Genomic DNA, 12,439 nt, shown 5'->3' with positions numbered 1-12,439 from the left:
AGCATTTTGCTGGGGCTTTTTTTATGTCGCGAGTCTGGCTTCTTCAGCGAAAAAAACCGCTCTGCTGAAAGCGGTTATCGCTATACTTATAGCTTAATCATCAGGGAGTTCAGACGTCCGGAGAGCATAATGAACAGAACTATTCCAGCTTGTCTGAGCATCATCGCCTTGAGTGCGCCACTGAGTTTTAATGTCAGTGGCGCGGAGCCGTGCCCGGCTGATAGCAAGGCAGCAAATGACAGTAACAGCGTGATTATGTTGGGCGGCACCTCGAAAGGTGAAGTACGGCAGTTCGTGGTTGGCGAGTTTGGTAAAGATGTCGATCTGCAAAAGCGCCTGCTCGGGCAATTTGATCGCTGCGGTAATCTGACCGTTGCCGATATCAGCTATGACAAAAATGAAGGCAATGTGCAGCTAAAGATGGAGCAGCATATTGCGCGCGTGACCGATGGCTGGCAGGCAGAATACTCTTACTCGATAATGGTTCAGCAACAGGGTAAAGCTGTTGAAGTCAGTAATAAGCAGGGCATCATTAACTACAAGGTGGGAAAAAGGGGCAATATCACCAGCGCTACCGATATCTTTACCAGTATGGGTGAAAAAGGTTTTACCGAGACGACCTACAGCCACGATGACAATCTTCGTCTGCTGAAAAGCGTGGCGCGCGGCACCGATAATCTGACCAATGGCGAATATCATTATCAGTGGAACGATAAAGGGCAGGTATCAACCACTACCTCGGCGAAAAGCAAAGAGACATACACCTACGATAAACAGAATCGTGAGCTGCGGCTGCACAGTGTCACCACTACGCCAGTTGGCGTGATTACCGCAATTGATGAGTGCCAGTCATGGGATGATATCGGTAACTGTACGCTGAGTTATTCGCGTGAAACCGAAGTTATGGACAAATTAACCGTCAAACGTAACCTGAGCGCGGCGTATCGCTTTGAGTACTGGGATGAGGAAAACAAGTAGTGGTGTTTACTGCGTGCATGGTATAGCTGGTTAAGATTTGGACAGTAGGGGGGCGGTCGGGCTGGGGCTGTGTGTTTATCGATTTTGCCGCAAAACTTGCGTTGTCGAAACGATAAAAATGAGGCCGGTATTATCCGGCCCAACTGATTTATGGCTTTCTGGCTACCAGTACCGCCCGCAGCGGGGCAGGATAACCTTCAACAGTTTTCGTTGCATCCTCAGGATCAAGAAATTCTGCCAGCGATTCACTGGTCATCCAGTCGGTTCTGCGCTGTTCATCGGTGCTGGTGACGGAGTAATCGACGACGCGGACATCTTCAAAACCACACTTCTCCAGCCAGTTTTTTAACGCGCCGGTCGACGGAATAAAGTAAACGTTTCGCATCTGCGCATAACGCTCGCCCGGTACCAGTACCGCCTGGTCATCACCCTCAATCACCAGCGTTTCCAGCACTAACTCACCACCGCTGACCAGCTGGTTTTTGAGCTGGAACAGATGATCCAGTGGCGACCGGCGATGATAGAGCACGCCCATCGAGAACACGGTATCAAAGGCTTTTAATTCTGGCAGCTGCTCGATACCCAGCGGCAACAGATGCGCACGTTGATCGTTACCGAGTAATTTTCGTACCGCTTCGAACTGGCAGAGAAACAATTGCATCGGATCGATACCGACAACAAAATTCGCGCCGGCACCCAGCATACGCCACATGTGATAGCCGCTGCCGCAGCCAACATCCAGCACCGTGCGGCCAGCCAGCGGTGAAATATGCGGTAAGACCCGTTGCCATTTCCAGTCAGAGCGCCACTCGGTATCGATTTCGGTGCCATAGAGCGAGTAAGGGCCTTTGCGCCACGGCATCAGGTTGCGCAGCAATTTGTCGATACCGGCACGTTGACGGTCGGTAAGGTTGCTGGTGTCCGCGCTGACGCTGTGCAGCAAATCAAGGCGTTCCGGCTCCAGCAGCGGTAAATATTCCACTGCTTTATGCCAGTTTTTAAAATGGCCGTGCAGATTTTCCCGCTGCCAGCTGGCAATTTGCGCCGGCAGCGTTTCCAGCCATGGCGCCAGTGGGCCTTTAGCAATTAACTGATAAAAGTTACCGAAATCGATCATGCATCACTCGCTTTGACGGCAATCAGTGAGCCGAAGTTAAAACACTGGAACCACAGTTCCGCATGTTCGAAACCGGCGTTATGCAGACGCTGTTTATGGGTTTCGACGCTGTCGGTCAGCATAACGTTTTCCAGCATGCTGCGTTTCTGGCTGATTTCCAGCTCGCTGTAACCGTTGGCGCGTTTAAAATCATGATGCATATTAAACAGCAGCTCGCCAACCTGGTGATCTTCAAAGCTGAACTTTTCAGACAGCACCAGCGCGCCGCCAGGTTTCAGCCCCTGATAGATAGTATTCAGCAGTTGCTGACGCTCGTCAGGCTCAAGAAATTGCAGGGTGAAATTCAGTACCACCATAGAGGCATTTTCGATATTAATTGCGCGAATATCCGCTTCAATTACCTCTACCGGCGTGTCGGCACGGAAGGCGTCAATATGGCGACGGCAGCGTTCTACCATCGCAGGTGAGTTATCGACGGCAATAATCTGACAACCTTCGGCCTGAATATTACGGCGTACTGACAGAGTCGCGGCACCCAGTGAACAGCCAAGATCGTAAACCCGGCTGTGTGGCTGCACAAAGCGTTCGGCCAGCATGCCAATCATCGAAATGATATTGGAATAGCCTGGCACCGAGCGCTGAATCATATCAGGGAAAACTTCAGCTACGCGCTCATCAAAGGTCCAGTCACCAAGCTTTGCTATTGGCGCGGAGAAAAGCGTATCGCGGTTAGACATAACGGTAAATCCGGTGAACAACGGAAAGGGCGCTATTTTGGCAGAAAGCGGCGCGGGCTGCACCTTTTCTGCCATTTCAGGTCAATTATCGCAGAGTAAGAATCAGATCCCATGGCATAAACAGGAGATTACAGATAACCATGCCGATTAACGCCAGACCGGTTATCAGCATGCCATTACGACGCCAGTACATAATACTGTGATGCATTCCCCAGCCATGCATGGCGCGGCCCGCGAAGAAAAACAGCCCACACAGATGCAACATCCAGATATCTGCGCCGTTCATCTCCATCATTACCAGCAGTAACAGCGCAATGGGGATATTTTCCATTGCGTTACCGTGAATACGCATTGCGATTTGTAATTCATAGAATCCACCATCGCCATGTGCGACGCGATACTGACGGCGCAAACGGATCACATCAATGGACAATTTGATTAAAAACAGTGCCCCAAGCACGACATAAAGCGCGCTGACCATGCTGAACTCCAGTAAGGAAAAGTTGTTGCTGCGCACATCATAGCCGGGAATTGTAAAGGTGTCGCCGGACAACGCGGTAACAGTTTAGGGTTTCTTTAGTCAGCCGCTAAAATAACTGAGCCTGTTGTGGCCAGTCCGGGGCAGAGCCAATCTCAGGCATCGCCTGCTGCAGGTGTGGCCACAGGAACTGAATCAGCGTCAGCGCTTCGCCAATATCGGGAGTGTGAATAAACAGCCACGGCTGCCCTTGTTGGCGCCATGCGGGCAATTTTGCCAGCCATGCGGCGAAAAACGGCAGGTTAGCCGCGGGATCTTCGCCGCCGATAAAGCGTATCATCGGATTGCTGGCGGTCATTACCGCATGTGGCGGCACTTTGGGCTTTTTTCGCTGGGCATCAATGACTGCCGCCAACGATGAAGTTGACGCGTGCACCGGTCGACTGTCCAGAATCACCCGATTGACGCCGCGCTGATGTAATCCACGGTTAAACGCCTGTTCGGCCTCGCCTTTGGCAAAGAAAGCCGGATGGCGCACTTCAACGCCATACTGAAACGCCTGCGGCAGTTTATCAAGAAATGCCCACAGCGCTGGCAGCTCATCCGGACCAAAAGCCGAAGGAAGTTGCAGCCAGTACTGACCAATACGCCGGGCGAGTGGATCGAGCGTGCGGAAAAACTCCTCGGTCAGGTCATCACAGCCGCGCAACGCCGCCTTATGGCTGATGGTGGAGGGAAATTTAAAACAGAAGCGAAAATCGTCATCGGTCATATCGCGCCAGCGCAGGACAATTTCCGGCTTAGGCAGCGCATACAGGGTAGTATTCCCTTCAACACAATTAAAATAACGGGCGTAATCCGCCAGCGTGACGATTCCCAGCTTTTTCCACTGCGGATGCTGCCACTGCGGCAGACCGAGGTATAACGGTTTCATCTCCGTCTCCGAAATGTCAGGCAAAAGAGAGAGATTAGCGATAAAGCGCGCATCAGGCGACCATAAAGGTGTCGTGATGCGGCGAATTTTGTTAGTTTTTTCTGATAAACCCCGGTGTGCGAGCATCAATCGTTGAGATCTGGCGCGGTTGTGGCGCTCAGCTCTTATCGCACTGGCGATTTTACATTATAATGCCTGCCTTTTTCTGGGCAGCGTCTGCCCGACGTGTCTGGTAATTAGCTGATTATTGCCAGATGGGTACTATCAAAAGACGACTTAAATGCTGCGCGTGCAGCAGCGATGAAGTTAAAAGGATATCGTTATGCGTACTGAGTATTGCGGACAGATCAATCTGTCTCATGTAGGCCAGCAAGTGACACTGTGCGGTTGGGTCAATCGTCGCCGCGATTTGGGCAGTCTGATCTTTATTGATATGCGCGACCGTGAAGGCATCGTTCAGGTGTTCTTCGACCCAGACCGTCAGGATGCATTCAACCTGGCTTCTGAACTGCGTAACGAATTCTGCATTCAGATTACCGGCACCGTGCGTGCGCGTGATGAGAAGAATAAAAACAGCGATATGGCTACCGGTGAGATTGAAGTTTTCGCCACCGATTTAGTCATTATCAACCGCTCTGAGCCGCTGCCGCTGGATTCTAACCACGAAAACAGTGAAGAAGCGCGTCTGAAATATCGCTATCTCGATCTGCGTCGCCCGGATATGGCTAACCGACTGAAAGCGCGCGCGAAAATCACCAGCTTTGTGCGTCGCTTTATGGACGATAACGGCTTCCTCGATATCGAAACGCCCATGCTGACCAAAGCAACGCCAGAAGGCGCACGTGATTATCTGGTGCCAAGCCGGGTACATAAAGGCAAGTTCTATGCGCTGCCGCAGTCACCTCAGCTGTTTAAACAGCTGCTGATGATGTCCGGCTTTGACCGCTACTATCAGATTGTGAAATGTTTCCGTGACGAAGATCTGCGTGCCGATCGTCAGCCAGAATTTACCCAAATCGACGTCGAAACCTCCTTTATGACCGCGCCTCAGGTGCGTGAAGCGATGGAGCGTCTGGTACGCGAACTGTGGCTGGATGTTAAAGGCGTTGAGCTGGGTGATTTCCCGCAGATGACTTTTGCAGAAGCAATGCGCCGCTACGGTTCAGATAAGCCCGATCTGCGTAACCCGATGGAGCTGGTGGACGTTGCTGACCTGCTGAAAGCGGTTGAGTTTAAGGTGTTCTCCGGCCCGGCGAATGATGCCAAAGGTCGCGTAGCAGCGCTGCGCGTGCCGGGTGGCGCGACCCTGAGCCGCAAGCAGATCGACGAATATGGCAAATTTATTGAGATCTACGGTGCTAAAGGTCTGGCGTATATTAAGGTTAATGAGCGTGCTAATGGCCTGGAAGGTATTCAGAGCCCGATCGCTAAATTCCTTAACGCTGAGATCGTTGAAGCGATTCTGGCGCGCACCGGCGCTGCCGATGGCGATATGATTTTCTTTGGTGCGGATAGCGCTAAAGTGGTGACTGATGCGCTGGGCGCACTGCGTCTGAAACTCGGTCGCGATCTGAAAATCACTCAGGATGGCAGCTGGGCACCGCTGTGGGTAATTGACTTCCCAATGTTTGAAGATGATGGTGAAGACGGCCTGACGGCGATGCATCATCCGTTTACCGCGCCAAAAGATATGACGCCGGAACAGCTGAAAAATCTGCCGGAAACGGCGATTGCGAACGCCTACGATATGGTGATTAACGGTTATGAAGTGGGTGGCGGTTCCGTACGTATCCACAACAGCCAGATGCAGCAAACGGTGTTCAGCATTCTCGGTATTAACGAGCAGGAGCAGCGCGAGAAGTTCGGCTTCCTGCTGGATGCACTGAAGTACGGTACGCCGCCGCACGCCGGTCTGGCATTTGGTCTGGATCGCCTGGTGATGTTGTTGACCGGCACCGACAATATCCGTGATGTTATTGCCTTCCCGAAAACCACGGCAGCGGCTTGTCTGATGACCGAAGCACCAAGTTTCGCCAACCCGGCTGGGCTGGAAGAGTTGGGCATTCAGGTGGTGAAGAAGGAAAAGCCTGAGAGCAACTGATATGGCATATAAGCAGCCCGTCTCGGTGTTGGTGGTGATCTTCGCCCGCGACACCCGGCGGGTGCTGATGCTACAGCGGCGTGACGATGCGGCGTTCTGGCAATCGGTTACCGGCAGCCTTGAACAGGATGAAATGCCGGTGCAAACCGCGCTGCGCGAAGTGCAGGAAGAAGTGGCAATTGATATCAACGCTGAACAGCTCACATTGGTTGACTGCCAGCGTCAGATAGAATTCGAAATCTTTCCGCACTTTCGCCATCGCTATGCGCCGGATGTGACCCACTGCCGCGAGCACTGGTTCACGCTGGCGCTGCCGACGGAACGGGAAGTGGCGATTAGCGAGCATCTGGCTTTTCAGTGGCTCGAAGCCTGCGACGCCGCGCTGCTGACCAAGTCCTGGAGTAATCGCCAGGCGATAGAAGAATTTGTGATTTAAGTTTTGTTTCGAGGAGAAAGCGAAAAATGGCAGGCCATAGTAAATGGGCGAACACTAAACATCGCAAAGCGGCACAGGATGCCAAACGCGGTAAAATCTTCACCAAGATCATCCGTGAGCTGGTGACTGCCGCTAAGCTTGGCGGTGGCGATCCGGACTCCAACCCACGTTTGCGTGCGGCAATGGATAAAGCGCTGTCTAACAACATGACGCGCGATACCATGAACCGTGCGGTAGCGCGTGGTGTCGGTGGTGATGATGACAGCAACATGGAAACTATCATCTACGAAGGCTACGGCCCTGGCGGCACTGCCGTGATGGTTGAATGTCTGAGTGATAATCGTAATCGTACCGTATCTGAAGTGCGTCACGCCTTCACCAAAACTGGCGGCAACCTCGGAACCGACGGTTCCGTGGCGTATCTGTTCACTAAAAAAGGGGTGATCACCTTCGCACCTGGCCTGGATGAAGATACCGTGATGGACGCTGCGCTGGAAGCCGGTGCTGACGACGTAGTGACTTACGATGACGGCGCAATTGACGTCTTCACCGCCTGGGAATCGCTGGGCGCGGTGAAAGATGCGCTGGAAGCCGCCGGTCTGACGGCAGATTCTGCTGAAGTCTCCATGATCCCTTCGACCAAGGCCGATATGGATGAAGAGACCGCGCCGAAACTGCTGCGCCTGATTGATATGCTGGAAGACTGCGACGACGTGCAGGAAGTTTACCATAACGGTGAAATTTCTGATGAGGTGGCGGCTACGCTGTAATGGCGTTGACTGGCATGTTACTGCACACCACCGGAGGCGCGTGATGGCAATTATTCTGGGTATTGACCCTGGCTCACGCGTGACCGGATACGGTGTGATTCGACAGGTGGGGCGGCAGCTGACTTATCTCGGTAGCGGCTGTATTCGTACTAACGTTACCGATCTGCCGTCGCGCCTGAAGCTGATTTACGCGGGCGTCAGCGAAATTATTACGCAGTTTCAGCCGGAGTATTTCGCCATTGAGCAGGTATTTATGGCGAAAAATGCGGATTCAGCCCTGAAGCTGGGACAGGCACGCGGAGCCGCGATAGTCGCGGCGGTAAACCAGGATTTACCGGTGTTTGAATATGCCGCGCGTCAGGTGAAACAAACGGTGGTCGGTATCGGCAGCGCCGAGAAAAGTCAGGTGCAGCATATGGTGCGCACCTTACTTAAACTGGCGGCTAATCCACAGTCCGATGCCGCCGATGCACTGGCAATTGCTATCACCCACTGTCACGTCAGTCAGAACGCCAGCAGGCTGAGTGAAACTCGATTGCAGCTGACACGCGGGCGTCTGCGTCCCTGACAGGCTGGATATTCATCCAGCCTTTTTTATGTTATAAACAGCCATATTCCCTCATTATCCAAAGGAAGCAAACGTGATAGGTCGTCTGAGAGGCATTATTCTTGAGAAACAGCCGCCGCAGGTATTAATTGAAGCCAGCGGCGTGGGTTATGAAGTGCATATGCCGATGACCTGTTTTTATGAGCTTCCTGAACTGAACCACGAAGCGATTATCTTCACCCACTTTGTGGTGCGTGAAGATGCGCAGCTGCTGTTTGGTTTTAACAGCAAGCAAGAGCGAGCGCTGTTTCGCGAGCTGATCAAAGTTAACGGCGTCGGGCCAAAACTGGCGCTGGCAATCCTGTCTGGTATGTCGGCGCAGCAGTTTGTGACCGCTGTCGAACGCGAAGAGATTGCCGCGCTGGTGAAGCTGCCGGGTGTCGGCAAGAAAACCGCCGAACGCCTGGTGGTGGAAATGAAGGATCGCTTTAAAGGTATGCATGGCGATCTGTTCTCTGCGGATTCGACCTTCGCGCTGACCAGTGAAAGCCCGGCACCTGCCGCTAATGATGCAGAGGGTGAGGCGGTCTCCGCACTGGTCGCCCTTGGCTACAAACCGCAGGAAGCCAGCAAAATGATCAGTAAAGTAGGCCGTGCTGGTGCCGACTGTGAAACGCTGATCCGTGAAGCCCTGCGCGCAGCTATTTGAGGTAAAGCATGATTGAAGCCGATCGTCTGGTATCGCCGGGCGCTATCACCGAAGAAGAGGTGATTGACCGCGCCATCCGTCCTAAGCTGCTGGCAGAGTATGTTGGTCAGCCGCAGGTGCGCGAGCAGATGGAGATCTTTATTAAAGCGGCGAAAATGCGTGGTGATGCGCTGGATCACCTGCTGATTTTTGGCCCGCCAGGGCTGGGAAAAACCACGCTGGCGAATATTGTCGCTAATGAGATGGGGGTGAATCTGCGTACCACCTCCGGTCCGGTATTGGAAAAAGCCGGGGATCTGGCGGCAATGCTGACCAACCTCGAACCCCACGACGTGCTGTTTATCGATGAAATTCACCGGTTATCGCCGGTGGTTGAAGAGGTGCTTTATCCGGCGATGGAAGATTATCAGCTGGATATTATGATCGGCGAAGGCCCGGCGGCCCGCTCAATTAAACTCGATCTCCCTCCCTTTACCCTGATTGGTGCGACTACCCGCGCCGGTTCACTGACGTCACCACTGCGCGACCGCTTCGGCATAGTGCAGCGCCTGGAGTTTTACCGGGTTGAGGATTTACAGCATATCGTCGGACGCAGCGCCGCCTGTCTTGGGCTGGATCTCAGCGCTGAGGGAGCACTGGAAATTGCCCGGCGTGCGCGTGGAACGCCGCGTATCGCCAACCGCCTGTTGCGTCGCGTACGCGACTTCTCAGAAGTGCGTGCCAATGGCGAGTTAAGTGGTGACGTAGCCGCTAAAGCGCTGGATATGCTGAATGTCGATACCGAAGGGTTCGACTATATGGACCGGAAATTACTGCTGGCGATCATTGATAAATTCACCGGCGGCCCGGTAGGGCTGGATAACCTGGCGGCGGCAATTGGTGAAGAGCGTGAAACCATTGAGGACGTGCTGGAACCCTATCTAATTCAACAGGGCTTTATTCAACGCACTCCGCGTGGTCGTATTGCCACCCAGCATGCTTATAAACACTTTGGTATTACCCGCGAATAATTTTACGGGCGGCGAGAATGTTCAGCCGCCCGCAGATAAACGCCGACTACACGGCCGGCTTCTTCACCATACTCAGCACAAACATTGCTGCTGCACACAGCACTACTGACGGACCGGCTGGCGTGTCATAAAACGCCGAGAAGGTCAGGCCACCGGTTACCGCCATAACGCCAATTGCCACGGCTACGGCCGCCATCTGTTCGGGCGAGCGGGCAAAACGACGCGCGGTTGCCGCCGGAATAATCAGCAGCGAGGTGATGATCAGCGCACCAACGAACTTCATTGAGACGCCAATGGTCAGTGCGGTTACCAACATCAGCAGCAGTTTGGTGCGCTGAATATTCACACCGTCTACCTGCGCCATTTCCGGACTGATGGTGATCGACAGCAGCGCGCGCCACTGCCAGGCAAGAATCGCCAGCACCAACGCCACCCCGGCAGCAATGGCGATCAGATCGACCGGCGTAACTGACAGCAGATCGCCAAACAGGTAAGCCATTAGATCAACCCGCACATTAGACATCAGGCTGACGACCACCAGACCCAGCGACAGCGCGCTGTGCGCCATGATCCCCAGCAGGGTGTCGATCGCCAGATGCGGACGACGCTCCAGCCATACCAGCCCGAGCGACAGCAGCAGGGTGACGGCAATAACGGCATAAAAAGGATTGATATTCAGCAGCAGGCCAAAGGCCACCCCCAGCAGGGAAGCGTGTGCCAGCGTATCGCCAAAATAAGACATCCGACGCCAGACAACGAATGAGCCAAGCGGGCCAGCAGCCAGTGCCAGCATGATGCCGCCCAGCCAGCCAGGCAGTAACAGTTCAATCATGACGGGCCCTGTCCTTTACGCAGAATAATGCGTCCCTGAAGATCGTGACGATGATTATGGTGATGGCGATAAATAGCCAGCTGCTCGGCTCCGCGCGGGCCAAACATCGAAATAAACTCCGGATGCTGCGACACCACTTCCGGCGTGCCGGAACAGCAGATATGGTGATTCAGGCACAGTACCTCATCGGTTTTCGCCATCACCAGATGCAGATCGTGTGAAACCATCAGCACGCCGCAGTTAAGCTCGCGGCGCAGCTGATCGATCAGATCATACAGCGCGACCTGGCCGTTAACGTCAACACCCTGGGTAGGTTCGTCCAGCACCAATAATTGCGGATTATTCAGTAGCGCCCGCGCCAGCAGTACGCGCTGAGTTTCACCGCCGGAGAGTTTTTGCAGTGGGTATTCAAGTAAATGCCCGGCCTGTACCCGCTTCAGGGCTGGCAGAATATCGGCTTTTTTGACCGTCGGACGCAGCCGCATAAAGCGATCAACCGTCAGAGGCAGCGTGGAGTCGAGGTGCAGTTTTTGCGGCACATAGCCAATGCGCAAACCGTTGGGTCTGTCCAGTTTGCCTGAACCAGGGGCAATAAGCCCCAGCACTACGCGTACCAGCGTAGATTTTCCGGCACCGTTTGGGCCAAGCAGCGTCAGAATGCGTCCGGGTTCCAGCTTAAGTGAAACATCAGACAGCACGCGACGTTGACCAAAGGTCACCGAGATGTTTTCCAGCGTTACAAGTGAGGACATTATCGATTACAGGTTGCAGAAGATATCGAATGTTATAATATCACACTACTTCCGCTAACCACGATGGATTGACGCATTATGTTACACAATAAAAACCGCTTTATGACTGCCCTGTTGACCCTGGGTTTTACCGCTTCGCTTGCTATGCCTGCCTCGGCTGCGGTAGTGGCCTCGATTAAGCCACTCGGTTTTATCGCAGCGGCGATTGCCGACGGTGTTACGCCGGTCGAAGTGCTGCTGCCTGATGGTGCATCAGAGCATGACTACGCACTGCGTCCATCCGACGTCAAACGCTTGCAGAGCGCGGATCTTGTGGTGTGGGTCGGCCCTGAAATGGAAGCTTTTTTAACCAAATCCGCCAGCGGTTTACCGGCGAAAAAGAACCTCGAGCTGGCTGCTTTAACCGGGGTTAAACCGCTGCTGATTCGCGGTGCTGAAGACGATGAACATCATGAAGATGGCCATGCAGACCATGATGAAGAGGGGCACGATCACCATCATCACGGTGAATATAATATGCACCTCTGGTTATCCCCAGAAATAGCAAGGCAATCTGCGGTTGCAATCCACCAAAAATTATTGGAACTTATGCCGCAAAGCAAGGACAAACTAGACGCCAACCTACAGAACTTTGAGGTTAGCCTGGCGAAATTTGACCAGCAGATTAGTTCCGAGCTTGCGCCAGTGAAGGGGAAGGGATATTTCGTTTTTCATGATGCTTACAGCTACTTTGAAAAACACTACGGGCTGTCGCCTTTAGGGCATTTTACCGTGAATCCTGAGATCCAGCCTGGTGCCCAGCGATTACATCAAATACGAACACAGTTGGTTGAGCAGAAAGCCGTTTGCGTTTTCGCTGAACCACAATTCAGGCCGGCCGTCATCGATGCCGTCGCCCGCGGAACTTCTGTGCGAAAAGGCACCTTGGATCCGTTGGGGATGGGTATCAGCTTAACTAAAGACAGCTATGTGAAATTCCTCTCACAGCTGTCGAGCCAGTATGTGAGCTGCCTGAAAGGAGCATAGAGGAATAGTAAA

General features: G+C 53.4%; 14 protein-coding genes. 8 read left to right on the top strand and 6 right to left on the bottom strand.

The window, feature by feature from the left end:
* Positions 1-129: 129 nt before the first annotated feature.
* Complete coding sequence (locus RIN69_RS13370) at positions 130-978, top strand: hypothetical protein (protein WP_313852386.1); 849 nt, start codon at positions 130-132, stop codon at positions 976-978.
* A gap of 148 nt (positions 979-1,126) precedes the next feature.
* Here RIN69_RS13370 and cmoB read toward each other — a convergent pair whose 3' ends face one another.
* The 4 genes from cmoB to RIN69_RS13350 form a co-directional block, all read right to left on the bottom strand.
* A complete protein-coding gene (gene cmoB, locus RIN69_RS13365; RefSeq protein WP_313852385.1) occupies positions 1,127-2,095 on the bottom strand; it encodes a tRNA 5-methoxyuridine(34)/uridine 5-oxyacetic acid(34) synthase CmoB in 969 nt (322 codons plus the stop codon).
* Positions 2,092-2,832 carry a carboxy-S-adenosyl-L-methionine synthase CmoA gene (cmoA, locus tag RIN69_RS13360; RefSeq protein WP_313852383.1) on the bottom strand — a complete coding sequence of 247 codons (741 nt, stop codon included), beginning with the start codon at positions 2,830-2,832 and terminating at the stop codon, positions 2,092-2,094. The genes cmoB and cmoA overlap by 4 nt, the downstream gene beginning before the upstream one ends.
* Positions 2,833-2,917: 85 nt before the next feature.
* On the bottom strand, positions 2,918-3,313 hold the full coding sequence (locus RIN69_RS13355; protein WP_313852381.1) for an MAPEG family protein: 396 nt from the start codon (positions 3,311-3,313) through the stop codon (positions 2,918-2,920).
* 106 nt (positions 3,314-3,419) lie between these two features.
* On the bottom strand, positions 3,420-4,244 hold the full coding sequence (locus RIN69_RS13350) for a DUF72 domain-containing protein (RefSeq protein ID WP_313852380.1): 825 nt from the start codon (positions 4,242-4,244) through the stop codon (positions 3,420-3,422).
* Between the two features lie 322 nt (positions 4,245-4,566).
* Between RIN69_RS13350 and aspS the strand changes: the two genes are divergently transcribed.
* The 6 genes from aspS to ruvB all read left to right on the top strand — a co-directional run bounded on the left by aspS (position 4,567) and on the right by ruvB (position 9,817).
* Entirely contained in the window at positions 4,567-6,345 is a 1,779-nt protein-coding gene (gene aspS / locus RIN69_RS13345; RefSeq protein ID WP_313852379.1) for an aspartate--tRNA ligase, read from the top strand.
* A 1-nt stretch (position 6,346) separates the two neighbouring features.
* Positions 6,347-6,781 (top strand): dihydroneopterin triphosphate diphosphatase, encoded by a 435-nt coding sequence (nudB, locus tag RIN69_RS13340; protein WP_313852378.1) that lies wholly within the window; start codon positions 6,347-6,349, stop codon positions 6,779-6,781.
* Between the two features lie 26 nt (positions 6,782-6,807).
* Positions 6,808-7,551 carry a YebC/PmpR family DNA-binding transcriptional regulator gene (locus RIN69_RS13335; RefSeq protein ID WP_313852376.1) on the top strand — a complete coding sequence of 248 codons (744 nt, stop codon included), beginning with the start codon at positions 6,808-6,810 and terminating at the stop codon, positions 7,549-7,551.
* Between the two features lie 43 nt (positions 7,552-7,594).
* Complete coding sequence (ruvC, locus tag RIN69_RS13330) at positions 7,595-8,119, top strand: crossover junction endodeoxyribonuclease RuvC (RefSeq protein ID WP_313852375.1); 525 nt, start codon at positions 7,595-7,597, stop codon at positions 8,117-8,119.
* A gap of 73 nt (positions 8,120-8,192) precedes the next feature.
* Positions 8,193-8,807 (top strand): Holliday junction branch migration protein RuvA, encoded by a 615-nt coding sequence (gene ruvA / locus RIN69_RS13325; RefSeq protein ID WP_313852373.1) that lies wholly within the window; start codon positions 8,193-8,195, stop codon positions 8,805-8,807.
* An 8-nt stretch (positions 8,808-8,815) separates the two neighbouring features.
* Complete coding sequence (gene ruvB, locus RIN69_RS13320) at positions 8,816-9,817, top strand: Holliday junction branch migration DNA helicase RuvB (RefSeq protein ID WP_313852371.1); 1,002 nt, start codon at positions 8,816-8,818, stop codon at positions 9,815-9,817.
* A gap of 46 nt (positions 9,818-9,863) precedes the next feature.
* On the opposite strand, the gene znuB is transcribed toward ruvB, so the two are convergent.
* Both znuB and znuC read right to left on the bottom strand, forming a co-directional pair.
* Positions 9,864-10,649, bottom strand: coding sequence for a zinc ABC transporter permease subunit ZnuB (gene znuB / locus RIN69_RS13315; protein ID WP_313852369.1), 786 nt, complete (start codon positions 10,647-10,649; stop codon positions 9,864-9,866).
* Positions 10,646-11,401, bottom strand: coding sequence for a zinc ABC transporter ATP-binding protein ZnuC (znuC, locus tag RIN69_RS13310; RefSeq protein ID WP_313852366.1), 756 nt, complete (start codon positions 11,399-11,401; stop codon positions 10,646-10,648). The genes znuB and znuC overlap by 4 nt, the downstream gene beginning before the upstream one ends.
* A 78-nt stretch (positions 11,402-11,479) precedes the next feature.
* Here znuC and znuA point away from each other — a divergent pair, with 78 nt between their 5' ends.
* Complete coding sequence (gene znuA, locus RIN69_RS13305) at positions 11,480-12,427, top strand: zinc ABC transporter substrate-binding protein ZnuA (RefSeq protein WP_313852365.1); 948 nt, start codon at positions 11,480-11,482, stop codon at positions 12,425-12,427.
* The last annotated feature ends 12 nt before the right edge of the window (positions 12,428-12,439 follow it).

Source organism: Winslowiella toletana (assembly GCF_032164335.1).
Taxonomy (GTDB): domain Bacteria; phylum Pseudomonadota; class Gammaproteobacteria; order Enterobacterales; family Enterobacteriaceae; genus Erwinia; species Erwinia toletana_A.
This window is presented reverse-complemented; position numbering and strand designations above follow the sequence as displayed.